Here is a 26,433-nt window from a genome sequence, read left to right as displayed (position 1 = left end):
GAGGCTCGGGGGGCTCAGTTCCAGTCCGAGTACGACGTGAAACCCCCCGTGTCGGCCAGCTGCTCGCTGACCCCGGCGAGGTCCTCCGGGAGCAGGCTCCAGACGATGACGTCCGTGCGCACCTCGGTCCAGGCACCGTCCTCGGTCCTGGCGCGGGCTATCCAGGCGTTGCGCAGGACGCCCTCGCTGATGCAGCCGATCTTCTGGGCCACCTGCTGGGAGGCGGTGTTGTCGGCGGCGGTGCGCAGTTCGAGCCGTTCGAACTTCTGGTCGTGGAAGAGCCACTGGGCGGTGGCGAGGACGGCTTCGGAGGCATAGCCCTCGCCGCGCGCCCAGGGGGCGATGACGTAGGCGATCTGGCTGGAGCGGACGCGCCAGTCCGTGTTCCTCAGATGCACGACGCCGACGAGCCGCTGGGTGAGGAACTCGGTGACGGCGAGGACGATGCCGCGGCCTTCGGTGCGTTCGTCGGGGGCGACGTGGGTGATCCACCGGTGGGCGTCGGCCTCGGTGCAGGGGTGCGGGACGGTGGTCCAGGCGACGACCTGTTCGTCGTTCATCATGTCGGCCAGGGCGGGCACGTCGTCCTCGTCGAGGGGACGCAGCACCAACCGCTCCGTGCTGATGGAGATGTTGGGGAAGGTGCTCGTCATGCGCCGCTCCGTAACCTTCGGAAATTCCTCGAAAGACCGTCAGGACCGTCAGGTCTGCTGAACTGCCCAGCATGCAGCATGAAACCACTGAACCGCACGACGGGGTCCACACCCGGTGAGGGAGTGGACCCCGTGCGTCGCGAAACGCCGTGTGCGTGCCGTCAGCCGCCGGTCCGCCGCACGGTTCAGAAGGACGGGATGACCGAGCCCTGGTACTTGTCCTCGATGAACTTCTTGACCTCGGGCGAGGTGAGGAGCTTGGCGAGCTTCTTGACCCGCGGGTCCTTCTCGTTGCCCTCCTTCACCGCGAGGAAGTTGCCGTACGGGCTGTTCTTCGCGGACTCCAGGACGAGGGCGTCCTGGGCGGGCTTGATGCCGGCGGAGATGGCGTAGTTGCCGTTGATCACGGCCGCGTCCACGTCGTCCAGGGAGCGCGCGGTCTGGGCCGCCTCGACCTCCTTGAACTGGAGGTTCTTGGGGTTCTTGGTGATGTCCTGCGGGGTCGCCTCGGTGCCGACGCCGTCCTTGAGGGTGATGAGCCCCTTCGCGGCGAGCAGCTTCAGGGCGCGGGCCTCGTTGACGGCGTCGTTCGGGACGGCGATGGTCGCACCGCTCTTGAGGGCGTCGGCCTTCTTGATCTTGTGGGAGTACAGGCCGAGCGGCTCCAGGTGCACCGTGACGACGGGCGCGATGTGGGTGCCGCGCTTCTTGTTGAAGTCGTCCAGGTACGGCTGGTTCTGGAAGTAGTTGGCGTCCACCGAGCCGTCCTCGGTCGCCGTGTTCGGCGTGATGTAGTCGGTGAACTCCTTGACCTCCAGGTCGAGGCCCGCCTTCTTCGCCAGCTTGTCCTTGACGAAGTTCAGGATCTCGGCGTGCGGGGTCGGGCTCGCGGCGACGACCAGCGGGCCGCTGTAGTCGGAGGAGCCGGAGTCCTTGTCCGAGCCGCAGGCGCTGAGCCCGAGGGTGAGGGCTCCGGCGGCGAGGACGGCGGTGGTGAGCTTGGCGGTGTTACGCACGAAAAGTGCCTTTCCTTAAGGGTGGTGCGACCCCGTGGTGGGTATGACGGGGAGTTCTGGGTGCTTACGCGACCTTGCTGACGTCGGCCGCCGTCGGCTCCTCGGCCTTCAGCAGGCGGAGCTTGGGCGCGGGGCCGGACCGGCCGCCCCGGCTGTGCAGGGAGCGGGCCGCGAAGTCGCCGGCGAACTGGATGAGGGAGATGACGACGGCGAGGATCGCGACGGTGATCCACATCAGCTCGGTCTCGAAGCGCTGGTAGCCGTAGCGGACGGCGAGGTCGCCGAGACCGCCGCCGCCGACCGTGCCGGCCATGGCCGAGTAGCCGATGAGGGCGATGATCGTGGTCGTGGTGGAGGCGATCAGCGAGGGCAGTGCCTCGGGGATCAGGACCTTGCGGACGATCGTCCAGGTGTTGCCGCCCATGGACTGCACGGCCTCGACCAGACCGTGGTCCACTTCGCGGACGGCCGTCTCGACCAGGCGGGCGAAGAACGGGATGCCGCCGATGGCGAGCGGCACGATCGCGGCGGTCGTACCGATGGTCGTGCCGGTGACCCAGCGGGTGAAGCTCATCAGCGCGACCATCAGGATGATGAACGGCATGGACCGGCCGATGTTCACGACCTGGCCGACCACCTTGTTGGCGACGACGTTCTGGAGCAGGCCGCCCCGGTCGGTGACGACGAGGAGGAGGCCGAGCGGAAGGCCGGCCGCGACGGCGATCAGGGTGGACCAGAGCACCATCGTGAACGTCTCGGAACACGCCTGGGACAGCAGCGGCTGCATCTCGGACCAGGTCACTTGGCACCTTCCTTCACCAGCAGGGCCTCCTGGCCCACCACGTCGATCTGGAGGCCCTGTTCGCGCAGGAACCCGACCGGCACCACGTTGTCCTCGTAGCGGCCGGGCAGTTCGATGCGCATGCGGCCGATCTGGAGGCCGCCGACGGTGTCGATGGCGGCGCCGAGGATCGAGATGTCGATGTTGTAGGTGCGCGAGAGCTGGGAGATGACGGGCTGGGTGGCGGCCTCGCCGTGGAAGGTGACGTCGAGGACGGTCCGGTCGCTGCCGGTGGCCTCGCCGCCGACGGGGAACAGCGCGGCGGCCAGCTCCGAGCCCGGGGTGGCCAGCAGTTCGCTGACCGTGCCGGACTCCACGATCCGGCCCTTCTCCATCAGGGCGGCGGAGTCGCAGATCGACTTCACGACGTCCATCTCGTGGGTGATGAGCAGGACGGTCAGGCCCAGCTGCCGGTTCAGGTCGCGCAGCAGTTGGAGGATGGAGCGGGTGGTCTCCGGGTCGAGGGCGCTGGTGGCCTCGTCGGAGAGCAGCACCTTGGGGTCGCCGGCGAGGGCGCGGGCGATGCCGACGCGCTGCTTCTGGCCGCCGGAGAGCTGGGCGGGGTAGGCCTTGGCCTTGTCGGCGAGGCCGACCAGGTCGAGCAGTTCCAGCGCCTTGCGGGAGCGGGCCCGGCCCGCCTGGCCGAGGATCTCCAGCGGCAGCTCGACGTTGTCCTGCACGGTCCGCGAGGAGAGCAGGTTGAAGTGCTGGAAGACCATGCCGATCCGGCTGCGGGCCCGGCGCAGTTCCCTGCCGGCGCGCGGGCCGCGCCCGGCCAGGGCGGTGAGGTCCTGCCCGGCGACGGTCACGGTGCCGGATGTGGGGCGCTCCAGCAGGTTGACGCAGCGGATGAGGGAGGACTTGCCGGCGCCGGACTGGCCGATGACGCCGTAGACCTCGCCTTCGCGGACGTGGAGATCGACGCCGTCGAGGGCGGTGACCTCACGGCCGCGGGAGCGGTAGACCTTGGTCAGGCCCGAGGTGGTGATCACGTGGGTTTCCGTCACTGTCGAGTGCGCGGGCGTGGGTGTGCCCGGGCACGGGTGCATGCGGTTCCGGCATGGAGAGTGGATGTGCGTCTCGTACGGCCTACGGCGCACGGACATGCCACGGGTCTCGCTTCGGGGCGCGAGGCTCAGCTGATGCGGGGGCCCTCTAGAAGGCGCACATTCGACACATCAGGCGACACATACAACGAGCACCGGGCGTCAGGGTCGCCTCGGTCGCAAGGATGCGGCAGCTCGTCGTGGTCATGCGATCAGTAAAGCAGACGAACGGTCCTGACCGACGGCCGCTGTCCGCATGGTGGACGACGGCGGACAGGGGCGAAGGGATGCTCATCCACGCACGGCGATCTCCACTCCCCCGTCCCTCACCAGTGCGGACAAGGCCGACAGCTCCCGCACCACCGGGCCGGCGTCCGGCTCGGCCGCCCGGCTGTTGTGGCCAATGCCACGGCGGGTCCCACCGGGGGGCGTACGGCGGGGGCGGCGGCGATGGGCCGTTTCCGCCGTAATAGGGTCACCGCATGCTCAATGCCCTGACGCTGGTGACCGGGGTCGCCGCGCTGTTGCTCGCCGCCTGGTGCGGCTGGGCCGCGTATCGCGACCAGCCGACGAAGGACTGGCACTTCATCGGCATGGCCGTGGTGTCGCTGCTGGCCCTCGTCCAGTTGGTGATCGGGGTCGTGCGGCTGGCGCGGGGCGAGAAGCCGGAGCAGGGCACGACGATCTTCGTGGCGTATCTGCTGGGCGCGTTCGCGTGCGTTCCGGCGGCGGGCTTCATGTCGCTGGCCGAGCGGACCCGCTGGGGTTCGGTGACGGTGGCCGCCGGCGGTGTGGTGCTGGCCGTGCTGGAAGTGCGGCTCTTCGACATCTGGGGAGGCTGAGGTGACGGCGGCGCAGGAGAAGCCGGCCCGCTTGATCAGCGGGCCGGGCATGCTGCTCGTCTGGTTCTACGGCGTGATGGTGGTCGGCGCGGTGTCACGGTCCGCGTTCCAGATCTCCACGGAGTTCGACCGGGCGCCGCTCGCGTACTCCCTGTCCGCCGTGGCCGGCGTGGTGTACGGGTTCATCACGTACACGCTGGTGCGAGGTGGGGAGACGGCGCGTCGGGCGGCGTTGGTGTGCTGCGCGGCGGAGCTTGCGGGTGTGCTGATCGTCGGTACGTGGACCTTGATCGAGCCGTCCGCGTTTCCGGATGCGACGGTGTGGTCGAAGTACGGGATGGGGTACATCTTCATTCCCGTGCTCCTGCCGCTTTCCGCGATGTACTGGTTGCGGAAAGCGCCCGCCCGGAGGGGCGCCTGAGGGGCGTGGGCGGCTGCGGGCACAAGGTGGTTGCTCGCGCAGTTCCCCGCGCCCCTTCCGGGGCGCTTCGCCTCACGCCGTCTGCGCGTACGCGCCCGCCTGCTTCTCCAGGACGATCATCTCCACGCCGTCGGCGCCCCTGGCCCTGCCGACCGTCTCGTAGCCGGACCGGCGGTACAGGCGGAGGTTGCCCTCGCTGCGGTGTCCGGTGAAGAGGCGGAACCTGGTGGCGCCGCGCTCGTCCGCCAGCGCGGCCTCGGCCGTGCGCAGCAGCCTGGCGCCGATGCCGTGGCCCTGGAGGCGGGGGTGGACGCAGAGTTTGCCGATGGCCGCGGCCCCGTCCTCGGTGACCTTGCCGCGCACCGAGCCGACCACCTCGTCGCCGAGCCGGGCGACGAAGACGCAGTCGGAGACGACCTCCTGACGGACGGAGTCCAGGGTCTGCACGAGCGGGTCGATGCGGTAGTTGCCGTACAGCGCCGCCTCGCTCTGGAAGCACAGGTACTGGAGCCGGAAGATCTGCTCCGCGTCCTGTTCGGTCGCCACCGAGATGGTCACGCTCATGCCCATGTGCGCATGCCTCCCGCTCACCTGATCACCTGTCGTCCCCCACTCCTATCCCCGCGCTTCGCGGGTCGCAACCTCCGGTGTGAGCAATCGACGCAGACATCCCAGACATCTGGAACGTTCCGGGCCCAGACTTCCCTGTGAGATACCCAACTCCCCCGCGATCTCCCGGTAGGTGAGGTCCTTCGGCGAGAGCAGCGCCTCGAGGAGACGGGGGCAGCGGCCGGGTAGGCGGCGGACCGCGTCCCGCAGGGCGCGGTAGCGGGCGTCGGTCAGGACGTGCTGCTCCGGCCCGGGGCGGAGGTCGTCGGCCGGGTCGGTGTCGTACGGCCGTTCAAGGCGGGTGGTGCGGCGGGTGCGGCGCGCCTCGGCGCGGACGGCCTTGCGCAGCCAGCCGTGCGGGTCCACCGGTGGCCCGTCGGTCTCCAGCCGCTCCAGGAGCCGGAGCCATACGGCCTGCTCCAGGTCGCCCGGCTCGCCTCCCCAGGCATATGCCTCCGCGGTGGCCTCGGCGGTGAGCAGGGGGTGCAGCGCGGCTACCAGGTCGTGCGTCATATGCGGAACGACGAGCCGCCCCGGCGGTGGGTTGCCGGGGCGGCGCACAGTCACCCCGAACGGAGTGCCGGGCGGTGCGGCGGTTGACGGCCGGGGCGCTGTCGGTCGTTCAGAAAGGCCGTCAGTCCTTCAGGAAGTCGGCGCGGGCGAGCAGCCCGGTGTCGGCGTTGTCGGTGAAGACGCCGTCGATCCCGGTCGCGAAGTACCTCTTGAAGGCGCCGAAGACATCGCCGTAGGCGTCGGCCGCGGTGCCCTTGCGGTACTCGGCCGGCAGGAAGGGGTTCTCGTTCCGCATGGTGTAGGGGTGCAGGATCAGGCCGACCTTGTGCGCGTCGGAGACCAGCGTGGTCGGCTCGGCCAGGGTGCCGTCCGCCTTCTTCGGGATGATCAGGTCCAGGGTCGGGCCGATGCCCTGGGCGTAACCGGCGATCTCGCGCAGGCCCTTGGGCGTGACGAGGTCGGCCACCGTACGCGGGTCGTTCGCGTCGACGAAGTCGTACGGGCGGCTGTTCGCCGAGGAGAGCAGCACGACGAGCGGGTTGTCGACCAGCCGGTTGAGCCGCTGGATGCTGGTGGGCTCGAAGGACTGGAGGATGACCGGGGAGTTCCGGCCGTCCTTGCCGTACTTGCGCAGCAGCTTGGCCACCCGCTCCTCCAGGCCGAGGCCCAGCTCGCGGAAGTAGGTGGGGTGCTTGGTCTCCGGGTAGATCCAGACCTGCTTGCCGCGCTTGCGGGTCTGCTCGTCCTGCCACCGCAGGACCTCTTCGAAGGTGGGGATCTCCCAGCGGCCGTTGTAGAGGGTGTTGTGCGGCCGGTTGGCCGGGACGCGCTCGACGGCGCGCAGCGTCTTCAGCTCGGCGAGCGTGAAGTCCTCGGTGAACCAGCCGGTGGTGGGGACCCCGTCGAGCACCTTGGTGGTCTTGCGGTCGGCGAGCTCCGGGTGGGAGGCGACGTCCGTCGTACCGCCGATCTCCGGCTCGTGCCGGCAGACCAGGTGGCCGTCCTTGGTGGGCACCAGGTCGCCCGCCTCGACCACGTCGGCGCCCAGGTCCAGGGCCAGCTCGTAGGAGCCGAAGGTGTGCTCGGGGCGGTAGCCGCTGGCACCCCGGTGGCCGATGATCGTCGGCACCGGCAGGCCCTTCAGCCCGCGGCCCCCGGGGCCGGCCGTGCGGGCCTCGGCGGCCCGGGCGGTGCCGGGCAGTCCGAGGACCGCTCCGCCCGCGCCGAGCATCGCGGCGCCGAGGAGCGCCCGCCGTCCCGTTCCCTGAGTCTGCCCGTTCGCCTGGTCGCTGTCCATGAGCGCCCTCCTGCCGCCTTCTCCATCGGTGCGGCCCGATCGTAGGGGCGTGCACATGACGAGAGGGAGGCCCCGGTCCGAACACCCGGGTGCTGTCGGATGTCCTGCGAACGGCGGAAGGTGACGGGCCGTCGGAGGCGGCGGGCCCCTGGCCGGCGCGATGTCCGTCACATCGCGGCAAGGCTGTTACGCGCCGTCCTCCGCACGCCACCGCAGGTAAACCCGCGTCAACACTTCGTAAGACCTCGGTGAACCGGGCGTCCCCGATGTGCGCGCGGCCCGGCGCCGCGAGTAATGTCCTCACCTGCACAGACTCATATCGCCCCCTTTGACATCGGAGGACCCGTTGTCCCGCTTCGCGCTCATCAAGGCAGTGCTCGGACCGATCATGCGCCTGATGTTCCGCCCACAGGTGGAGGGCGTGGAGCACATCCCCGGCGACGGTCCGGTGATTCTGGCCGGTAATCACCTCACGTTCATCGACTCGATCGTGCTGCCGGTGGTCACCAGGCGGCAGGTGTTCTTCATCGGCAAGGACGAGTACGTCACCGGCAAGGGCGTCAAGGGCCGGCTGATGGCGTGGTTCTTCACCGGCGTCGGCATGATCCCGGTGGACCGGGACGGGGCGAGCGGCGGTGTGGCCGCGCTGATGACCGGCCGGCGCATCCTGGAGGAGGGCAAGGTCTTCGGGATCTACCCGGAGGGCACGCGCTCGCCCGACGGGCGTCTGTACCGGGGCCGTACCGGTATCGCCCGCCTCACCCTGATGACCGGCGCCCCGGTGGTGCCGTTCGCCATGATCGGCACGGACAAGCTCCAGCCGGGGGGCCGGGGCATCCCGCGGCCCGGCCGGGTCACCGTGCGGTTCGGCGAACCCATGGAGTTCTCCCGGTACGACGGCATGGACCGGGACCGGTACGTGCTGCGGGCGGTGACGGACTCGGTGATGGCCGAGGTGATGCGACTGTCCGGGCAGGAGTACGTGGACATGTACGCCACGAAGGCGAAGGCCGCCTAGACCCCTCCGGCGGACCGGCGCTGCGCCGGCTTCCGTCCGCCTGCCGGTGGAATCTGACGCCGACACATCGGGCATTCGGCCGTATCAGGCGGCCATATGACCACACAACATGTCTGATTCAGACATGTCCAAACCTTCTCGGCGTACTCTGCTCCGTACCCCGATCGCCGTCGCCGGTGCGGGATTCCTGGCAGCCTGCACCAGCTCCGGTTCCGGGCCCAGTTCCGGCCCCCAACACGCGGACGGCGGGGAGAAGTTCGTCCCGGCCGGACCCCGGGGGTTCGTCAACCCGTCGGATCCGGAAGTCCTGGCCGCCGAGCGGAAACGCGGGGCCGGCCGCGTACGCACCTTCAGGTTCACCGCCGCCGAGGCCAAGCTGGACCTGGGCGGGCGGGCGGTCCGCACGTGGGCGTACAACGAGGAGGTACCGGGCCCGCTGGTGCGGGTCACGGCCGGTGACGTGCTCGACCTGACGCTCACCAACCGGCTGCCCGCCACGACCACGCTGCACTCCCACGGGGTACGGCTGCGCTGCGACATGGACGGCGTGCCGGACCTGACCCAGCGGGCGATCCACCCCGGGTCCGACTTCCGCTACCGCTTCGTCGCCGAGCACCCGGGCACCTACCTGCTCCACTCCCACGTGGGCATGCAGCCCGACCGGGCCCTGTACGCGCCGCTCATCGTCGAGGACCCCAAGGAGGCCCTCTCCTACGACAAGGAGTGGGTCGTCGTCCTGGACGACTGGCTCGACGGCGTGGAAGGCTCCACGCCCGAGGGGGTCCTGAGCCAGCTCAAGCCCGGCGGCTCGATGGACATGGGGAGCATGGCCATGGGCCCCGGCCACGGCAGCCCGAGCGCTCACCGGACGAGCGAGCACCCGTCGGCGTCCAGGAAGTCCGCGGGGAGGTCCACGAGGAAGTCGACGGGCCCCGACCGGGTGCTGCACAAGTCCCACAGCCGCATGCTGCACGGGGACGGTGGCAGCGTCGCCTATCCGTACTACCTGGTCAACGGGCGCCTGCCCGACGACCCGTCGGTGTTCCGCTGCCGTCCCGGCGACCGCGTGCGGCTGCGCATCATCAACGCCGGTTCCGAGACCGCCTTCCGGGTCGCGCTGGGCGACCACACGATGACCGTCACCCACACCGACGGCTATCCCGTGAAGCACAAGAGGACCGACGCCCTCCTCGTCGGCATGGCGGAACGGTACGACGTGCTGATCACCGCCCGGGACGGGGTCTTCCCCCTGGTCGCACTGCCCGAGGGCAAGAAGGGCAGGGCCGTCGCCGTGCTGCGCACCGGCAAGGGCAGCAAGAACCTTCCCCCGGCCGACGTCCACCCGGACGAACTCGACGGCAACACCGTCCCCGCGCGCCGTCTCCTGCCCGACGACTCCGTGGCCCTCGCCGACCGGGACCCGGACCGGGAGATGCGCATCAGGATCACCGGCACCATGCGGAAGTTCGACTGGGGTTTCGACCACAAGCCCTACTCCCCGCAGCAACGCCACCCGGTCCGCGCGGGTGAGCGGGTGCGGCTCACTCTCGTCAACGCCACGGACATGTGGCATCCGATGCATCTGCACGGGCACACGTTCTCGCTGACGGGGCTGGACTCCGTGGGGGCCCGCAAGGACACCGCGATGGTGCTGCCGCACCGGAAGCTGGTGATCGACTTCGATGCCGACAATCCGGGGTTGTGGATGCTGCACTGTCACAACCAGTACCACTCGGAGAGCGGCATGATGACGGTGCTGGGCTATAAACGCTGAGATCCGGGGCGGTTCGGTCGCGGGCCGGTCGGATCACCCGGTGCCTTCCGGCCTCTGGTCGTTCAGCAGGAACCACGCCACCGCCGACGCCGTCAGGAGGACTGCCGCTCCTGCTCCGGAGGCCAGGTGGAGTCCGTGGACAAAGGCCTCGCGGGCCGCGGTGAGCAGGGCGTCCGCCTGGTGCGGGGGCAGGTGCGCCGCGGCCTCCGCCGCCGCGCCCAGGGACTCGTGCGCCCCGGCCGGGGTGCCGGACGGGCCCGTGAAGTCGCGGTACACGCCCGTCACGATGGAGCCCAGCAGCGCGATGCCCAGGGCGGCGCCGAGTTCGTACGCCGTCTCGGAGACCGCCGAGGCCGCGCCCGCCTGGTCCTTGGGGACGCCGGCGAGGATGACGTCGGCCGTCACCGTGAAGGAGAAGCCCGCGCCGACGCCCACGACCAGCAGGGCGGCGCCGAGGACCGGGTAGCCGGTGGACTGGCCGAGCGTCGTCAGCGCGGCCAGGGCGATGCCGACCGCGGCCAGGCCGCCGGCTACCACCGCGCGGACCGAGAAGCGCCGGGCGGCCCGGCCCGCGAGGAGGCCGGCCGTCACCGCGCCGACGGCGGCGGGCAGTTCGGCCAGGCCCGCCTCGAACGGGCGTCGGCCCTGGACGAGTTGCAGGTACTGGGAGAGGAAGAACACCAGGCCGGACATGCCGAGCACGGTCAGCAGATCGGCGAGGACCGCTCCGCTGAAGCCGCGGCGCCGGAACAGCCGCATGTCCAGCAGCGGGACCGGCATGGTCAGCTGACGGTGGACGAAGCCGTACAGGGCCGCCGCGCCCAGCAGGCCGGTGCCCAGGGTCGTCCGGGTCAAGCCGTGGGTGGCGGCCTCCTTGACCGCGTAGACCAGGGCGATCATGCCGACCAGCGAGAGCAGGACGCTGCCGAGGTCCCAGGGGCCCGGGTCGGGGTTGCGGGACTCGGGCAGCGTGCGGATGCCGACCAGGACCAGCACGGCCATCACCGGCAGGTTGATCAGGAAGACCGAGCCCCACCAGAAGTGTTCGAGGAGGAATCCGCCGACGATCGGGCCGACGGCCGTACCGGCGGAGGCGGTGGCGCCCCAGATGCCGACGGCGAGGCTGCGCTCGCGCGGGTCGTGGAAGATGTTGCGGATCAGGGCCAGGGTGGCGGGCATCAGGGTCGCGCCGGCGACGCCGAGCAGCGCCCGGGCCAGGATCATCAGTTCGGGTGTCGTCGCGTAGGCGCCCAGCACGGACAGCGCGCCGAACGCCGTGGCCCCGCCCAGCAGGATCCGCTTGCGGCCGATACGGTCGCCGAGGCTGCCCATGGAGACCAGCAGACCGGCGATGACGAAGGAGTAGACGTCGCCGATCCACAGCAGCTGGGTGCCGGAGGGGTTCAGGTCTTCGCTGATGTAGGGGGTCGCCAGGCCGAGGACGGTGGCGTCGACGGCCACCAGCAGCACGGCCAGGACGAGGACGGAGAGCGCGAGCCAGCGGCCCGGGCGCTTCACCGCCTCGGTCGCCTGTGCCGGCCGCATGGCGCTGGTCATGATTCCTCTCTTCGCAGAGCGCCGCCGAGCAACAGCTCGGCGGTCATGGTCGGGAAGTCCCGGGAGGCCACGCGGCCGTCCAGGGTGGCCCAGGCGCAGGAGGCGATCAGCCCGTACAGCGCCTCGGTGAGCCAGACCGGGCTGAGGTCGATACGGAACTCGCCGTCGCGTTGTCCGCGCTGGAACAGGGCACCGATCCGGGCGTCCAGGCGCTGCCAGCCCTCGTTCTGCCGGTCGCCCTCCCACAGCTGGTTCTCGCCGTAGAGGAACGCGAGCAGTCCGGCGGCCGGCTGGATCTCGCGGACGAGCCTGCGGACGGCCTCGGCGGCGGAACCCTCCTCGGGCCGGGCCCGGTCCAGCGCCGCCTCGCACTCGGCGATGCCGAGCGCCTCCAGGGCCCGGACGAGCGCGTCACGGCCGGCGAAGTGGCGGTGCAGCGTGGCCCGGCTGATCCCGGCGGCCCTGGCGACCTCGTCCATGGTCGCGGTGGATCTACGGGTCAGCAGGGCGGCGGCGCTGCGCAGCACGTGGTCGCGATCGAGGGCCATGAGACAAGGTTAGCCCACATGAGACATTCATGTCTCATACTGGGCATGGCCGCCTCATGGGTAGAGGGGCGGGTGCTCGTCAGTGCCAGGGCAGCTGCCCGCGCCGCTCCCAGTAGGCGCGCGGGTCCTCCGCCAGCGTGTCGAGGCGGGTCAGCTGGTCCTCGTCGAGGTCGACGGCGGGGGCGTGGAGGTTGGCGACGAGCTGCGGGACGGTCGCGGCACCGGACAGGACGACACCGACCCAGGGCCGGCGCAGGATCCACGCGAGGGCGACCGCGTCACAGCCCATTCCGGTCGCGGCCGCTAGGGCCTTCAGCGCCTCCGGGGCGTACGGCTCGGCCAGCCTGCCGTTCGCCATGCCCTCCTTGACGATCACGGTGAGCCCGGCGTCGTGCGCCTCAGCGAGGGCGGGCCCGGCTGACGTCTCCAGGGCGTTGTACGTCGACTGAACGGTACGGAACAGGGGCTCGCCGTCGACCGTGACCGCGAGGGCGGCACGGATGGCGTCGGCCTGGGCGGGGCCGCTGGTGGAGAAGCCGACGGTGAGTCCCTGCGCGGCGGCCTCCGCCAGCCTGGCGTGCAGGTCCTTGTCGGTGAGGGCCGGGCTGTCCGGGGTCACCGAGTGGATCTGGTAGAGGTCGAGCCGGTCGCCGAGCAGGGCGTCGGTCTCGGCGCGCTGCCGTTCGTAGGTGGCGAGGCTGTGGTCCTTGACCTCGTGCGTCTCGGCGTCCGCCGACCAGCCGGCCGTGTACGTGTAGCCCCATTTGCTGCCGACGACCACGTCGTCGATGTCGGGGTGGGCGTTCAGCCAGTCGGCGAGGAACTCCTCGGAGCGGCCGTAGGAGCGGGCCACGTCGATGTAGCGGACGCCCTGGGCGTAGGCGGCGTCGAGGAGTTCGTGGGTGCGGGTGCGGAGTGCTTCGACGCTGCGGTTCTCTCCGAGGTCCTCGTCGCGGCCCAGGTTGATGTAGCCGGGGCGACCTACTGCGGCCAGGCCGAGGCCGATGTGACAGGTGGGGGTCGTCGCTGTGGCCAGTCGCGCGAAGGGCATCGCGGGCTCCGTTCGGTCGGCTCCGGTGAGGCTCCGACCAACGTAACCCTTGATGACCTTCGCCTCAGGACTCGGTCGGTGCGGTGTTTCGGCGAGTTCGGGTGCGCTGTGGTTCCTCGCGCCCTCGCGGCGGAGCCGCATATCGGTGGAGCCCCGCGCCCCTTTCGGGGCGCTCCCCTACCGCTTCTTCCTGGCCGTCGCCCACTCGTGCTGAGCCGCCACGTCCGCCTTGACCTCCGCGAGCTGGACGGCGACCGCGCTGGGGGCCGTACCGCCGCGCCCGTCGCGGGAGGCGAGGGCGCCCGGGACGTTGAGGACGGAGCGGACCTCCGGGGTGAGGTGCGCGGAGATCTTCGCGAACTGCTCGTCCGTGAGGTCGTCCAGCTCCTTGCCCTCGGCCTCGGCGACCTTGACGCACTCCCCCGCGACCTCGTGCGCCACCCGGAACGGCACGCCCTGCTTGACCAGCCACTCGGCGATGTCGGTGGCGAGGGAGAAGCCGGCCGGGGCCAGTTCCTCCATGCGCTCCCGGTGGACGGTGAGGGTGGCGACCATGCCGGTGAAGGCGGGGAGCAGCACCTCCAGCTGGTCGCAGGAGTCGAAGACGGGCTCCTTGTCCTCCTGGAGGTCTCGGTTGTAGGCCAGGGGCAGGGCCTTGAGGGTGGCCAGGAGCCCGGTGAGGTTGCCGATCAGGCGGCCGGACTTGCCCCGGGCCAGCTCGGCGATGTCCGGGTTCTTCTTCTGCGGCATGATCGACGAGCCCGTGGAGAACGCGTCGTGCAGGGTGACGAAGGAGAACTCCTTCGTGTTCCAGATGATGATCTCCTCGGCGATCCGGGAGAGGTTCACGCCGATCATCGCGGTGATGAACGCGAACTCGGCGACGAAGTCCCGGGAGGCCGTGCCGTCGATGGAGTTGCCGACGCTGCCGTGCTCGAAGCCGAGGTCGTGCGCGACCGCCTCCGGGTCCAGGCCGAGGGAGGAGCCGGCGAGGGCGCCGGAGCCGTACGGCGACACGGCCGTCCGCTCGTCCCACTGGCGCAGCCGCTCGGCGTCCCGGGACAGGGACTGGACGTGGGCCAGGACGTGGTGGGCGAAGAGCACCGGCTGGGCGTGCTGTAGGTGGGTGCGGCCGGGCATCGCCACATCCGGGTGGGCCTCGGCGAGGCCGATCAGGGCGTCCTGGAGGTCGGCGATCAGGCCGCCGATGATCCGGGCGTGGTCGCGCAGGTACATCCGGAAGAGGGTGGCGACCTGGTCGTTGCGGGACCGGCCGGCGCGGAGCTTGCCGCCGAGGTCGGGGCCGAGGCGCTCCAGCAGGCCGCGCTCCAGGGCGGTGTGCACGTCCTCGTCGGCGATCGTGCCCACGAAGGTGCCGGCGGCCACGTCGGCCTCGAGCTGGTCGAGTCCGGCGAGCATGCGCCGCAGCTCGTCCTCGGTGAGGAGTCCCGCCGTGCGCAGCACACGCGCGTGCGCACGCGAGCCGGCGATGTCGTAGGGGGCGAGCCGCCAGTCGAAGTGGACGGACGCGGACAGCTTCGCCAGGGCCTCGGCCGGACCGTCGGCGAAACGGCCGCCCCAGAGCCGTACGTCACCGCTGTTGCTGCTCACTTGCGTTGCTCCTCGAAGCTCTAGGTGTGCCACCGCCGCCTCCCCACCTTTCCAGGCGAGGAGGCGGCTGTCAGGCTGATGCGTGCGAGGTGAACCCGCGCGGGTTACGCGAGGTCCCGCTTGGCGGCGATCTTCGACGACAGGCTGTAGATGTCGATGAAGCCCTTGGCCGCCGACTGGTCGAACGTGTCGCCGGTGTCGTAGGTCGCGAGGTTGAAGTCGTACAGGGACTCCGTCGAGCGCCGGCCGGTGACGACGGCGCGGCCGCCGTGCAGGGTCATCCGGATGTCGCCGGTGACGTGCTGGTTGGCCTCGTTGACGAAGCCGTCCAGGGCGCGCTTGAGCGGGGAGAACCACTGGCCGTCGTAGACCAGTTCGCCCCAGCGCTGCTCGACCTGCCGCTTGTAGCGGGCCAGTTCGCGCTCGACGGTGACGTTCTCCAACTCCTGGTGGGCGGTGATCAGGGCGATCGCGCCCGGAGCCTCGTACACCTCGCGGGACTTGATGCCGACGAGGCGGTCCTCGACCATGTCGATCCGGCCGATGCCCTGGGCGCCGGCGCGCTCGTTGAGCTGCTGGATGGCCTGGAGGACGGTGACCGGCTTGCCGTCGATGGCGACCGGGACGCCCTCCTTGAAGCTGATGACCACCTCGTCGGCCTCGCGCGCGACGGCCGGGTTGGAGGTGTACTCGTAGATGTCCTCGATCGGGGCGTTCCAGATGTCCTCCAGGAAGCCCGTCTCGACCGCGCGCCCGAAGACGTTCTGGTCGATGGAGTACGGGGACTTCTTGGTGGTGGCGATCGGGAGCTGCTTCTCCTCGCAGAAGGCGATCGCCTTGTCCCGGGTCATGGCGTAGTCGCGGACCGGGGCGATGCACTTGAGGTCGGGGGCGAGGGCGACGATGCCGGCCTCGAAGCGGACCTGGTCGTTGCCCTTGCCGGTGCAGCCGTGGGCGACCGTGGTGGCGCCGTGCTTCTTGGCGGCGGCGACCAGGTGCTTGACGATCGTCGGCCGGGAGAGCGCGGAGACCAGCGGGTAGCGGTCCATGTAGAGGGCGTTGGCCTTGATCGCCGGGAGGCAGTACTCGTCGGCGAACTCGTCCTTGGCGTCCGCGACCTCGGCCTCGACGGCGCCGCACGCGAGGGCGCGCTTGCGGATGACGTCCAGGTCCTCGCCGCCCTGGCCGACGTCGACCGCAACGGCGATGACCTCGGCGCCCGTCTCCTCGGCGATCCAGCCGATGGCGACGGAGGTGTCCAGACCGCCTGAGTAGGCGAGTACGACGCGCTCGGTCACGGGTTTCTCCTCACAGTGCATTCGCTGACATGCATGAGTATGCAGAACTCTGCATGATTCGTCAATCTCCCCTTCGGTTGAACACGTGCAACCGCTTTCTCGTACTTCTCGCGGGACGCAGGCGCCGCGTTCGTCCGACGACGACAGACACTCCCGACCCGAGTGAGGCATTCGCATGTCCAGGGCTCTTCCGAAGTACAACAAGCGCCGCGTGGCGGTCATCGGCGGCGCCGCCGCCGTGGTGCTGTCCGGCGCGGTGATCGCCGGCTCCGCCCTCGCCGGTACCCCCGCCAGGAACGACGGCGCGAGCGGCGCCCGTACCCTGGCGAGCCCCGGGACGATCACCTGCCCGGACGTCGCCTCCAAGCTGCCCGCGGTCCCCGCCTCCGCGAAGGCCGAGGTCGACCGCAATCTGGCCCTCCTCCAGACCCAGATCAAGGAGGCCGAAACCCGGCTGGCCGACACCGTCGGCCAGGGCGGGCCCAACTTCGTGAACAACGCGATCCTCGGTCCCCTGAAGGACAAGCGCGTGGCCACCGTCAACCGCATCGCCACGGCGATCGGGCGGACGGCGGCCAAGCCGACCGGGCTGGACGCCCTGGCGCCCTGCACCCTGAACGCGAACGGCGGCGGGGCGTCCACCGGTGCCGCCCCGAGCGCCCCGGCGACCCAGCAGTCGGGCGCCGGTACGGCGGCGGGCGAGGGCGGCGCGGCCGGCGGGAACACCGGGGCGGGCACGATCACGTGCCCGGACGTCGCCTCCCAGCTCCCCGCGATCCCCGCGTCCGCGCAGGCCGAGGTCGACCGGAACCTCGCCCTCCTCCAGACCCAGATCAAGGAGGCCGACACCCGCCTGGCCGACACCGTCGGCCAGGGCGGACCGAACTTCGTCGACAACGCGATCCTCGGCCCGCTGAAGGACAAGCGCGCCTCCACCATCGACCGCATCGCCATCGCCATCGGCCGCACCTCCGCCAAGCCGACGGGCCTGGACTCGCTGGCCGCCTGCACCCTCACCCAGTGAGGTGACAGACAGCCGTGGCCGCCCCGTGGGAAGCGCCGGCCGGGGCGGCCACGGCGCACCCCCGTACGCCGATCCGGCAATTACTTAGACAGCCGAAGAAAATCCGCCGATACTCGGCAGACATGGGAAAGACCTATGAGCGCATAGACGGCAGGCTGCGCACGTTCATCGAGGAGCAGCCCCTCTTCTTCACCGCGACCGCCCCGCTCTCCGGCGACGGCACGGTCAACCTCTCCCCCAAGGGCCTCAGGGGCTCCTTCGCCGTGCTCGACGAAGTCACCGTGGCCTACCTGGACTTCGCCGGGTCCAACGCCGAGACCATCGCGCACCTCAGGGAGAACGGGCGGATCACCCTGATGTGGTGCGCCTTCCAGGGCCCGCCGAACATCGTGCGCGTGCACGGCCGGGGCGAGCCCGTCTTCCGCGACGACCCGCGCTTCCCGGAACTGCTCACCCGCTTCCCGGACATCGACCCGAGCCGGCACGGGCTGCGCGCGGTCATCGTCGTACGCGCCGAACTGATCCGGGACACCTGCGGATACGCCGTCCCCCACATGGCGTACGAGGAGGACCGTGACCTGCACGGCAAGCGCTTCGCCCGCGAGGACGACGCCTCGCTGAACGCCTACTTCGAGAAGAAGGACCACGTCGCGACCAGCCTGGACGGCCTACCCGGGCTGCCGTTGCCGCTGCCGCCGTCTACCGTCTGATCCATGCGCCCCGGTGTGGTCCTCGCCCTCGTCTCCGCCTCCGCCCTCGCCCTGCTCGGCGCCGCGCCCGGCCCCGGCCCGGTGCCGCTGCCCGCGGGGATGGCGGACACGGGCGGCGGCAGCCAGCTGATCGTCGCCCGGGCCCCGGACACCGAGGCCACGGCGGGCACGGTCAGCTGGTGGGACCTGCGGGACGGTCAGTGGATCAAGGCCGGCTCCGCGCCGGCCCGGTTCGGGGCGGGCGGGCTGGTCGACGGCGACAGCCGTGAGCAGGGCACGAACACGACCCCGACCGGGCTCTACGGCCTCCCCTTCGGCTTCGGGATCAAGCCCGCCCCGGCCGGCACACAGGTCACGTACCGTCCGGTGCGGGAGAGTTCCTGGTGGTGCCAGGACAAGGACTCCCGCTCCTACAACCGCTGGGTCGACCCGCTCCCCGCCGACTGCCGCGCCGCCGAGTCCGAGCACCTGGTCGACTACGGCACCCAGTACGCGTACGGCCTCGTCATCGCCTTCAACTACGACCGGCCCGTACGGGGACGCGGAGCCGGGATCTTCCTGCACGTCAACGGGCGGGCGGCGACGGCCGGTTGCGTGTCGGTGCCCGAGGACGCCATGCGGCGCATCCTCACCTGGGCCGACCCGGCGGCGAAGCCACACATCGCCATCGGCACGGAGAGCGGGGCGACGGCGGTCAGCCGCTACTGAGGCGGGAGATGACCCGGCCGGTCAGGGCTGGTGCTGCCGCTGGCGCTGAAGCCGCACACGGCACCCACGGTGGTGACGGCGAGCACCAAGTTCCCGGCCGCGTCCAGCGGTTCGGCGCCCGGCGCCGCCTCCGGGAACCGGACGGCCACCGGGGACACCGTCCAGACCCGCTGGGACCCCGTCCAGGTACGCGTCACCGTGAAGGACGGCAGGCTCACCGACGTCACGGCCGTCAGCTACCCGCAGGACAACCCGCGCGACCAGGAGATCAACAGCTACGCCCTGCCCCAGCTGCGGCGCGAGGCGCCGGCGGCGCGGAGCGCGGAGATCGACACGGTGTCGGGAGCGACGTACACCAGTGACGGTCACCGGCAGTCCCTCCAGTCCGCGCTGGACTCGGCGGGGCTCTGAACGCTCCCGCCATGCGGCACGTATCTGTGGGCCAAGGGTCAAGTCCCCACGGAGGAACCGTGACCACCACGCTCGCAGGCGGACGTGCCGCCCGCCGACAGACGATGCGCCGCATCCGCCCGCGCCGCTCCCCGGCCGTCCCGCTGCTGCTCGCCGTCTGGGCGGGCACGGTCGCCGTGCTGTGGCTCTGGTGGCAGGGCACCCCCTCCATCGCCGACGACACCGGCCGCATCCTGGGCGCGGGCCGGATCACCGGCCTGCTGGCCGGGTATCTGATGGCGCTGGTCGTGCTCCAGATGGCGCGCGTCCCGGCGCTGGAGCGGCGGGTCGGTTCCGACCGGGTGGCCCGCTGGCACGCGATGAGCGGCCGGTACACGCTGTGCCTGATCGTCGCGCACGTCTTCCTCACCATGTGGGGGTACGCGCGCCAGGCCGGCCGGTCGCTCGGCGACATCGTCCAGCAGACGACTGACTCCATCAACCAGCTGCCGGACATGGGCAAGGCGGCGATCGGCACGGGCCTGTTCGTGGTCATCGGGCTGACGTCCGTCGGCGGAATCCGCCGCCGGCTCCCGTACGACACCTGGTACCACGTCCATCTGCTGACGTACGCGGCGGTGTTCCTGACGTTCTGGCACCAGATCACCACCGGCAACGACTTCGCGGTGGAGCCCACCGCCAGGACCTTCTGGTACGGCCTGTACGGCGCGGTCACCGCGCTGGTGGTCTGGTACCGGATCCTCACCCCGATCCGGCTGAACCTCCGGCACCGCATGCGTGTGGAGGCGGTCATCGAGGAGACGCCGGGCATCGTGTCGGTGCTGATCGGCGGGCGGCGGCTGCACCGGATGGGCGCGGAGGCGGGCCAGTTCTTCCGCTGGCGGTTCCTCGCCCCCGGGATGCGGTTCAGCTCGCACCCGTATTCCCTCTCGGCCGCCCCGCGCCCCGACATGCTGCGGATCACGGTGAAGGCGATCGGCGACCACAGCGCCCGGCTGCGCGAGCTGGCGCCCGGGACGAGGGTGTGGGCGGAGGGCCCGTACGGCGCGCTGACCGCGCAGCGCCGCAGCCGGGGCAAGGTGCTGCTGGTCGCGGGCGGGGTCGGCATCACGCCGATGCGGGCGCTGTTCGAGACGCTGCCCGGCGCCGCCGGTGACATCACGCTCCTCTACCGGGCGAACACCACCCAGGACCTGGCGCTGTGGGACGAGCTGGCGGCCATCGCCGAGGAGCGGGGCGCCCGGCTGATGTACGCGGTGAACAGCCCGGAGGGCGAGCGGCCGGACATCTCCGCGGAGAACCTCCAGCGGAAGATCCCGGACATCGACCGGCACGACGTCTTCATGTGCGGTCCGCCCGGGTTCGCGCAGTCGGTGTACGAGGCACTGCGTGAGGCGGGGGTGCCCGCCCGACGTATCCACCACGAGTCGTTCGAGATGTGAAGCGGAGCTGCGAAGCGATGAGGAAGAGCCACCCCGTCCGGCGGGTCGTGCTGGCCACCGCCGCGACCGTGTCCGGTGTCGTGCTGCTGCTGTCGCTGAAGCCGGCGTCGGATCCGGCCGCCGCGTCGGCGGCGGGCGTGGCCCCGCAGGCGCCGGCGGCCGGGCAGGAGTCGCCGCAGGGCGGAGCGCGGGGCGGCGCCGCCCCGGCCGGCTCCGGCACGGTCACCGGTGACGCGGCGCAGACGCAGTACGGGGCTGTGCAGGTACGGCTGACCGTCAGCAACGGGAAGATCACGAAGGCGGAGGCGGTCCAGGCGCCGAAGGGCGGTCTGAGCGACCAGAAGACCCAGCTCGCCGTCCCCAAGCTCAACCAGGAGGCCGTGGCGGCGGGAACGGCGGACATCGACTCCGTCTCCGGAGCCACCTACACCAGCGAGGGCTACAAGAAGTCGTTGCAGTCCGCGCTGGACAAGATGAAGCCGGCGTCGTCGGGTTCCTCGGGTTCCTCCGGCTCGGCGCAGGCGCGGACGGTCACCGGGAAGGCGGTGCAGACCCAGTACGGGCCGGTCCAGGTGCGGATCACGGTCGCCGACGGGAAGATCACGAAGGCGGAGGCCGTCCAGGCGCCGAAGGGCGGTCTGAGCGACCAGAAGACCCAGCTCGCCGTCCCCAAGCTCAACCAGGAGGCCGTGGCGGCGGGAACGGCGGACATCGACGCCGTCTCCGGAGCCACCTACACCAGCACCGGCTACCGGCAGTCCCTCCAGTCGGCCCTGGACCAGGCCGGTGGCTGACACGGTGGCCGAGCCGGCGAAGGCACCCGCCGCGGTGCGTCACGCGGAGGAGGTCATGGGGACGGTCTTCTCCTTCGACGTCCGCGGCGGGGAACCGGACGCGGTACGGGCGGCGCTCGCGGAGGCCGTCGCCGGGCTGCACCGGGCGGACGCGCTCTTCAGCACGTACCGCGAGGACAGCGAGGTGTCGCGGCTCGCCCGGGGTGAGCTGGACGCCTCGCGGTGCGCGCCCGAGGTGGCCGAGGTGCTGGAGCTGGCCGCCGAGGCGGAGCGGGTGAGCGAGGGCTGGTTCAGCACCCGCTACCAGGGCTCGCTGGACCCCACCGGCATCGTCAAGGGCTGGGCGGCCGAGCGGGCGGCGCGGGCGCTCGCGGCGGTGGCCGGGGTGCGCGGGGTGAGCGTCAACGGGGGCGGGGACGTACAGCTGCTGGGCGCGCCGGAGCCGCGACGGGCCTGGCGGGTGGGGGTGGCCGATCCGCTCCGGCCCGGCGGGCTGGCGGCGGTGGTCTCGGCGGCGGGCACGGAGGAGTTGGCCGTGGCGACGTCCGGTACGGCCGAGCGGGGGGCGCACATCATCGATCCACGGACGGGGCGTTCCGCGGTGACCGATCTGGTGGCCGTGACGGTCGTGGGGCCACGTCTGACATTCGTCGACTGCTGGGCCACAGCGGCGTTCGCGATGGGTTCGCGAGCGGGGCTGGCCTGGCTGGAGTCCCTGCCGGATGTGGAGGCCCTGCTGATCACCGCGGGCGACGAGGTGCGGTGCACCGGGGGGCTGGCGGCACGACTGGGCTGAGAGCGGCCGGTTCCCGGTTCTCCGTCCGGAACTTTTTGCCCCGCGACGCCATCCGGCTTCCGCCCTGGGACGTATCCCATGTGAGGCAAGTTCCAGGAGGAAACGACATGGCCATCTTCAGCAGCCTGATGCCGGCGAAGCACCGGGACCGCGACAAGGACACGTCGAGGCACGACAGCTCGCGGCACGGGCACCGTCACGGCCACCGCCATGACCACAGCGGCCACGGCCACCGCCATGACCACGGCGACCGTCACGACCACGACAAGTACTGATCGCGTACGAGGCTGAGCGGACCGGAGGCGGAGGACCCGGTCCGCTCGGCCGATCCCCGAGACGCAACGAGGAACGCATGCCATGGCGCATGTCCTGCGGCGGCTGCTCGCGACGGGCGAGACCTCCGATGCCGTGGTCGCGGCCGCGCCCCCGGTGCCCCCGCGCGAGGTGTTCCGGCGGTTCTGGCCGTACACCCGCGGCGGCCGGCGCTGGCTCGTGCCCGTCGTCCTGTTCAGCCTGACCGGTCCCGCCGTCGACGCCGCCGAACTGTGGCTCTTCAAGATCCTCGTGGACGACGTGCTCGTCCCCCGGGACCTGCACCCCTTCCTGTGGATCGCGCCGGCCTATCTGGGCCTGGTCCTCTGCTCCGGCATCCTCGGCTTCGCCGACGACGTGACCTCCACCTGGGTCGGCGAGCGCTTCCTGCTCGCTCTGCGCTCCGATGTGTTCCGGCACGTCCAGGGTCTGTCGCTCGGCTTCTTCGAGCGCCGCAGGCTCGGGGACGTGCTGTCCCGGGTCACGGGCGACGTCGACGCCGTGGAGACGTTCCTGCTCTCGGGCGTGGCGGACGCCCTCTACCACGTCATCCGTCTCGCCGTCTTCCTCGGCCTGCTGTTCTACCTGCGCTGGGACCTGACCGTGCTCGCCCTGGTCATCGTGCCCCTGTTCTGGGGCGCCGCCCGCCACTTCTCGCGGCTGCTCAAGGAGGCGTCGCGGGAGCGCAGGCGCCGCAGTGGATCGCTCAGTGCGATCGCCGAGGAGTCGCTGGGCAATGTGGTACTGGTGCAGGCGTACAACCGGCAGGGCTGGGAGGAGCGCCGGTTCGAGCGGGAGAGCCTGGGCCGGTTCCGGGCGGCGATGGCCTCGGCTCGCATCCGTGCCGTGTACGGACCCGTCGTGGAGATCATCGAGGTGGCCGGCGGCCTCGCGGTGATGGGCCTGGGCACCTGGAAGCTGGCCCAGGGCCAGCTCACACTCGGCGGACTGCTGGTCTTCCTCGCGCTGATCGGCAAGCTCTACAGCCCGGTCCGCGGCCTGTCCCACCTCGGCACCGCCTTCTACACGGCCTCCGCCTCGGCGGAACGGATCATCGAGCTGCTGGACCAGCGGCCCCAGGTGACCGAGGCCCCGGACGCCCGGCGGACCGGCCGCGCCCGGGGGGACGTGGAGTTCGACGGGGTGTGGTTCCGCTATCCGGGCGGCTCCGACTGGGCGCTGTCGGACGTGTCCTTCCATGTGGCGCCCGGGGAGACGCTGGCGCTGGTCGGTGCCAGCGGGGCGGGCAAGTCGACGATCGCCAAGCTCCAGCTGCGCTTCTACGACCCCGACCGGGGCGCGGTCCGCCTCGACGGGACCGATCTGCGCCGGCTCGGCCTGGCCGACGTGCGGGAGAGCGTGGCGGTGGTGCTCCAGGAGACGCTCGTCTTCCACGGCACCGTCCGGGACAACATCGCCTACGGGCGGCCGGGAGCCACGGACGCGGACATCGTCGCGGCGGCGCGGGCGGCGGACGCGCACGAGTTCATCGAGCTGCTCCCGCAGGGCTACGACACACCGGTCGGCCAGCGCGGCCGGACCCTCTCCGGCGGGCAGTGCCAGCGCCTGGCGATCGCCCGCGCGATGATCCGGGACGCGCCCGTACTGCTCCTGGACGAACCGACGGCCGGGCTCGACGTGCGGTCCGGCCGGCGCATCATGGACCCGCTGCGCCGGCTCATGGCCGGGCGCACGACCGTCGTCGTCTCCCACAACCTGCTGACCGTCCGCGACGCCACGCGCATCGTGGTGCTCGACCACGGCCGGATCGTCGAGCACGGCACGCACGACGACCTGCTCGGGCACGACGGCGCCTACGCCCGGCTGCACCGGCTTCATACGGGAGCGATGCTGTCATGAGCGTCACCGCAGGGGCGGGCGCCCCGCCCCTGGCCCCCGGCACGGAACCGGTCCCGGGCTACCGGGTCCTGGCGGGACTCACGCGCACCGGCTGGCTCGACGTCTACGACGCCTGGAGCGAGGAACGGCACTGCCGGTGTGTGCTCAAGACCGTGCGCCCCGACCGGCGGGGCGAACCGCGGCTGGGCGAGCGGCTGCTGCGCGAGGGACGGTGGCTGCGGGACTTCACCCATCCCCATCTGGTCCGCGCCTACGACGTCTTCAGCGCGCCCGAGCCGCTCGTCGTCCTGGAGACGCTGACCGGTGAGACGCTGTCCCACCTGCTGCACCGGCTGCGGCGCCGGCCGGCCGCCGCCGATGTGGCGCTCCTCGGGGCCCAGCTGTGCTCCGCCGCCCACTATCTGCACGGCCGGGGCCTGCTGCACCTGGACCTCAAGCCGTCGAACGTGGTGGTGGACCGCGGCCTCGCGAAGGTGCTGGACCTCAGCGTCGCGCGGCCTGCGGGGCCCGCCCCGGCGGGAGTGGGCACCTGCTGCTATCTCGCCCCGGAGCAGGCCCGCGGCGGGGTGCTCACGGCCGCCGCCGATGTCTGGGGCATCGGCGTCACCCTGTACGAGGTCGCGTGCGGTGACCTGCCCTTCGAGTGCCGCACGACGGGCGGGACGGGAGACCGGCCCTACGCCGGGGACGATCCGGACGACGGGACCGGCACCGCCGGCCCGGGCGACTGGTATCCGCAGCTGGAGCGCGCGGCGCCGCCGATCGCGTCCCGGCGGCGCCTGCCGGCCGCTCTCGCCGCCGCCGTCGACGGCTGTCTGCGCGCCGATCCGGCGGCCCGGCCCACCGTCGCCGGACTGGCCGCCGCGCTGGAGGCGGAGCTCCCCGTCCCGGGCCTCGGCGGCTGAGCGGACGGTTCACGCCTCCGGGGTCAGGACCTGGCCCTTCCGCAGCTGGGCGGTGGCGAGGACGGTGCCGTCGGGTGACGTCAGACGGGCGCGGGAGTACCGGGTGAGGTCGACGGGGGCCGCCACACCCCAGTTGGCGTGTCCGTCGCGCAGGGCGAAGTCGCCGACGCGGACGCTCGTGCCGTCGGCGCGCTCCAGGAGACAGGTGACCGTTCCGGTGTACCGGGTGCCGGGGCGGGTGAGCGCGACGGACACGAAGATCCAGCCGGGGGTGCCGGGGTGGGCGTAGACCTCGCCGACGGGCTGCCCGCCGCGCCCGGCCAGGGTCATGTCCCCGACCAGCACCGGCTCGGACTCGACGACGGGCGGCGGCGAGGCGGTGACCTGCTCGACGGCGGTGCCGATCGCCCAGCCGGCGAATCCGACGGCGACGGCGCACGTGGCACCGACCGCGGCGACCCGGACCCGGGCCCGCCGGGCGCCCTGGCGCAGGCCTCGGCGCGAGCGGCCGAAGGCGCCTGCCGGCCGCCGCCCCTCGGGCGACGTCGTCCGCTGGGCGAGGCCGCGCGCCACCCGGGTCTCGAAGCCGGGCGGCGGCTCGCGGTCCGGCAGCAGGCCGACCAGCCGGTCGCCGGCCAGGGTCAGTTGCCGGATGTACTCCCGGCAGTCCGCGCACCGGTCCAGATGGGAGACCGCCTCGGCCCGCTCCCGGCCGGGCAGCACGCCCAGCGCCAGCTCGGGGCCGATCGCCCGCAGCTTCTCGCAGTTCGCGTCACTGGACATGGTCGCCTCGTTCCGCAGAAGCGACGGAGGTGCGCAGCCTTGCCATCGCCGTCCTGATCCGCGTCTTGGCGGTACCCAGCGGGATCTGCTCCGCGTCGGCGACCTGCTGGGCCGTCATGCCGTAGATGCCGGCCATCATCAGCGCCCTGGCCTGTTCCCGTGGCAGCCGTGCCAGAGCGGCCCGGACCTGGGCGGAGGCCTCGTCGGCCAGCGCCCACCGCTCGGGTGTCTCGGTGACGGCGTCCAGCAGGTCCTCGAGGTCCTCGGGTGCCAGCGGCTGCGTCCGCCGGGCACGGGCCGCGTCGACGGCCAGGTTGTGCGCGATGGTCGTCAGCCAGGTCATGACCGAGCCGCGGCGCGAGTCGTAGATCTGGGCATGACGCCACGCGCGCTCGAACGTCTGCTGGGCGACGTCCTCGGCGAGCTGCTGGTCCCCGGTGACGGCCATGGCCACACCGAAGACCCGATGCTGGAACCTCCGTACGAAGATGGTGGCCAGCTCCGGATCTCCGGCGGCCAGCCCGGACAGCAGAGCCTCGTCCGGGAGGCGGCCGACGGGAAACCGGTTTCCCGACACACCTCTGTATACGTTC

Annotated in this window: 28 protein-coding genes; 14 read left to right on the top strand and 14 right to left on the bottom strand. The window is 71.5% G+C overall.

From position 1 onward, the window contains the following. Positions 1–14: 14 nt before the first annotated feature. From ACZ4WH_RS03160 to ACZ4WH_RS03145, 4 genes are all read right to left on the bottom strand, one after another. On the bottom strand, positions 15–653 hold the full coding sequence (locus ACZ4WH_RS03160) for a GNAT family N-acetyltransferase (protein WP_468176051.1): 639 nt from the start codon (positions 651–653) through the stop codon (positions 15–17). A gap of 185 nt (positions 654–838) precedes the next feature. Then, positions 839–1,669 (bottom strand): MetQ/NlpA family ABC transporter substrate-binding protein, encoded by an 831-nt coding sequence (locus ACZ4WH_RS03155; protein WP_468176049.1) that lies wholly within the window; start codon positions 1,667–1,669, stop codon positions 839–841. A gap of 64 nt (positions 1,670–1,733) precedes the next feature. Beyond that, positions 1,734–2,471 carry a methionine ABC transporter permease gene (locus tag ACZ4WH_RS03150; RefSeq protein ID WP_468176048.1) on the bottom strand — a complete coding sequence of 246 codons (738 nt, stop codon included), beginning with the start codon at positions 2,469–2,471 and terminating at the stop codon, positions 1,734–1,736. Then, on the bottom strand, positions 2,468–3,502 hold the full coding sequence (locus ACZ4WH_RS03145) for a methionine ABC transporter ATP-binding protein (protein ID WP_468176046.1): 1,035 nt from the start codon (positions 3,500–3,502) through the stop codon (positions 2,468–2,470). The genes ACZ4WH_RS03150 and ACZ4WH_RS03145 overlap by 4 nt, the downstream gene beginning before the upstream one ends. 536 nt (positions 3,503–4,038) lie before the next feature. Between ACZ4WH_RS03145 and ACZ4WH_RS03140 the strand changes: the two genes are divergently transcribed. Together ACZ4WH_RS03140 and ACZ4WH_RS03135 are read left to right on the top strand one after the other, a co-directional pair. Further along, positions 4,039–4,398, top strand: a complete 360-nt coding sequence (locus tag ACZ4WH_RS03140) for a hypothetical protein (protein WP_364865740.1) — start codon at positions 4,039–4,041, stop codon at positions 4,396–4,398. Position 4,399: 1 nt separating this feature from the next. Then, on the top strand, positions 4,400–4,819 hold the full coding sequence (locus ACZ4WH_RS03135; protein WP_468176043.1) for a hypothetical protein: 420 nt from the start codon (positions 4,400–4,402) through the stop codon (positions 4,817–4,819). A gap of 72 nt (positions 4,820–4,891) precedes the next feature. On the opposite strand, the gene ACZ4WH_RS03130 is transcribed toward ACZ4WH_RS03135, so the two are convergent. The 3 genes from ACZ4WH_RS03130 to ACZ4WH_RS03120 all read right to left on the bottom strand — a co-directional run bounded on the left by ACZ4WH_RS03130 (position 4,892) and on the right by ACZ4WH_RS03120 (position 7,238). Next, entirely contained in the window at positions 4,892–5,389 is a 498-nt protein-coding gene (locus ACZ4WH_RS03130) for a GNAT family N-acetyltransferase (RefSeq protein WP_468176318.1), read from the bottom strand. 45 nt (positions 5,390–5,434) lie between these two features. After that, positions 5,435–5,941, bottom strand: coding sequence for a sigma-70 family RNA polymerase sigma factor (locus ACZ4WH_RS03125; RefSeq protein WP_468176041.1), 507 nt, complete (start codon positions 5,939–5,941; stop codon positions 5,435–5,437). A 121-nt stretch (positions 5,942–6,062) separates the two neighbouring features. Further along, positions 6,063–7,238, bottom strand: a complete 1,176-nt coding sequence (locus ACZ4WH_RS03120; protein ID WP_468176039.1) for a glycerophosphodiester phosphodiesterase — start codon at positions 7,236–7,238, stop codon at positions 6,063–6,065. A gap of 328 nt (positions 7,239–7,566) precedes the next feature. Between ACZ4WH_RS03120 and ACZ4WH_RS03115 the strand changes: the two genes are divergently transcribed. Then, the gene (locus ACZ4WH_RS03115) at positions 7,567–8,256 is read left to right on the top strand and encodes a lysophospholipid acyltransferase family protein (RefSeq protein WP_468176037.1); all 690 of its coding nucleotides are present in this window, start codon (positions 7,567–7,569) and stop codon (positions 8,254–8,256) included. Positions 8,257–8,380: 124 nt separating this feature from the next. After that, a complete protein-coding gene (locus ACZ4WH_RS03110) occupies positions 8,381–10,030 on the top strand; it encodes a multicopper oxidase family protein (protein ID WP_468176035.1) in 1,650 nt (549 codons plus the stop codon). A 33-nt stretch (positions 10,031–10,063) separates the two neighbouring features. Here ACZ4WH_RS03110 and ACZ4WH_RS03105 read toward each other — a convergent pair whose 3' ends face one another. The 5 genes from ACZ4WH_RS03105 to ACZ4WH_RS03085 form a co-directional block, all read right to left on the bottom strand. After that, entirely contained in the window at positions 10,064–11,587 is a 1,524-nt protein-coding gene (locus tag ACZ4WH_RS03105) for an MFS transporter (protein ID WP_468176033.1), read from the bottom strand. Beyond that, entirely contained in the window at positions 11,584–12,135 is a 552-nt protein-coding gene (locus ACZ4WH_RS03100) for a TetR/AcrR family transcriptional regulator (RefSeq protein ID WP_468176031.1), read from the bottom strand. Before ACZ4WH_RS03100 ends, ACZ4WH_RS03105 begins: the two co-directional genes overlap by 4 nt. Positions 12,136–12,214: 79 nt before the next feature. Beyond that, positions 12,215–13,186 (bottom strand): aldo/keto reductase, encoded by a 972-nt coding sequence (locus tag ACZ4WH_RS03095; RefSeq protein WP_468176029.1) that lies wholly within the window; start codon positions 13,184–13,186, stop codon positions 12,215–12,217. Between the two features lie 177 nt (positions 13,187–13,363). After that, entirely contained in the window at positions 13,364–14,797 is a 1,434-nt protein-coding gene (argH, locus tag ACZ4WH_RS03090; protein WP_468176027.1) for an argininosuccinate lyase, read from the bottom strand. Positions 14,798–14,901: 104 nt separating this feature from the next. After that, positions 14,902–16,095: an argininosuccinate synthase gene (locus tag ACZ4WH_RS03085; protein ID WP_468176025.1), complete on the bottom strand. Its 1,194-nt coding sequence runs from the start codon at positions 16,093–16,095 to the stop codon at positions 14,902–14,904. 175 nt (positions 16,096–16,270) lie between these two features. Here ACZ4WH_RS03085 and ACZ4WH_RS03080 point away from each other — a divergent pair, with 175 nt between their 5' ends. The 10 genes from ACZ4WH_RS03080 to ACZ4WH_RS03035 all read left to right on the top strand — a co-directional run bounded on the left by ACZ4WH_RS03080 (position 16,271) and on the right by ACZ4WH_RS03035 (position 25,057). Next, complete coding sequence (locus ACZ4WH_RS03080; protein WP_468176023.1) at positions 16,271–17,119, top strand: hypothetical protein; 849 nt, start codon at positions 16,271–16,273, stop codon at positions 17,117–17,119. Positions 17,120–17,241: 122 nt separating this feature from the next. Continuing rightward, complete coding sequence (locus ACZ4WH_RS03075) at positions 17,242–17,829, top strand: pyridoxamine 5'-phosphate oxidase family protein (protein WP_468176021.1); 588 nt, start codon at positions 17,242–17,244, stop codon at positions 17,827–17,829. Between the two features lie 3 nt (positions 17,830–17,832). Then, positions 17,833–18,537 (top strand): L,D-transpeptidase family protein, encoded by a 705-nt coding sequence (locus tag ACZ4WH_RS03070; RefSeq protein ID WP_468176019.1) that lies wholly within the window; start codon positions 17,833–17,835, stop codon positions 18,535–18,537. Positions 18,538–18,564: 27 nt separating this feature from the next. Beyond that, positions 18,565–18,948 (top strand): FMN-binding protein, encoded by a 384-nt coding sequence (locus tag ACZ4WH_RS03065; protein WP_468176316.1) that lies wholly within the window; start codon positions 18,565–18,567, stop codon positions 18,946–18,948. 59 nt (positions 18,949–19,007) lie between these two features. Beyond that, positions 19,008–20,390, top strand: coding sequence for a ferredoxin reductase family protein (locus ACZ4WH_RS03060; protein WP_468176017.1), 1,383 nt, complete (start codon positions 19,008–19,010; stop codon positions 20,388–20,390). A gap of 17 nt (positions 20,391–20,407) precedes the next feature. Then, a complete protein-coding gene (locus ACZ4WH_RS03055) occupies positions 20,408–21,184 on the top strand; it encodes an FMN-binding protein (RefSeq protein ID WP_468176015.1) in 777 nt (258 codons plus the stop codon). Then, positions 21,177–21,980, top strand: coding sequence for an FAD:protein FMN transferase (locus tag ACZ4WH_RS03050; protein WP_468176013.1), 804 nt, complete (start codon positions 21,177–21,179; stop codon positions 21,978–21,980). The genes ACZ4WH_RS03055 and ACZ4WH_RS03050 overlap by 8 nt, the downstream gene beginning before the upstream one ends. 107 nt (positions 21,981–22,087) lie before the next feature. After that, positions 22,088–22,255, top strand: coding sequence for a hypothetical protein (locus tag ACZ4WH_RS03045; RefSeq protein ID WP_468176011.1), 168 nt, complete (start codon positions 22,088–22,090; stop codon positions 22,253–22,255). Positions 22,256–22,337: 82 nt separating this feature from the next. Further along, on the top strand, positions 22,338–24,152 hold the full coding sequence (locus ACZ4WH_RS03040; RefSeq protein WP_468176009.1) for an ABC transporter ATP-binding protein: 1,815 nt from the start codon (positions 22,338–22,340) through the stop codon (positions 24,150–24,152). Next, entirely contained in the window at positions 24,149–25,057 is a 909-nt protein-coding gene (locus ACZ4WH_RS03035) for a serine/threonine-protein kinase (protein ID WP_468176007.1), read from the top strand. The genes ACZ4WH_RS03040 and ACZ4WH_RS03035 overlap by 4 nt, the downstream gene beginning before the upstream one ends. Before the next feature lie 9 nt (positions 25,058–25,066). Here the strand turns inward: ACZ4WH_RS03035 and ACZ4WH_RS03030 are convergent, their stop codons facing one another. Both ACZ4WH_RS03030 and ACZ4WH_RS03025 read right to left on the bottom strand, forming a co-directional pair. Continuing rightward, a complete protein-coding gene (locus tag ACZ4WH_RS03030) occupies positions 25,067–25,840 on the bottom strand; it encodes a hypothetical protein (RefSeq protein ID WP_468176005.1) in 774 nt (257 codons plus the stop codon). Beyond that, positions 25,830–26,417, bottom strand: a complete 588-nt coding sequence (locus tag ACZ4WH_RS03025; RefSeq protein WP_468176003.1) for an RNA polymerase sigma factor — start codon at positions 26,415–26,417, stop codon at positions 25,830–25,832. The genes ACZ4WH_RS03030 and ACZ4WH_RS03025 overlap by 11 nt, the downstream gene beginning before the upstream one ends. Positions 26,418–26,433 lie beyond the last annotated feature (16 nt).

It is taken from the genome of Streptomyces sp. NPDC029138 (assembly GCF_055564375.1).
This window is presented reverse-complemented; position numbering and strand designations above follow the sequence as displayed.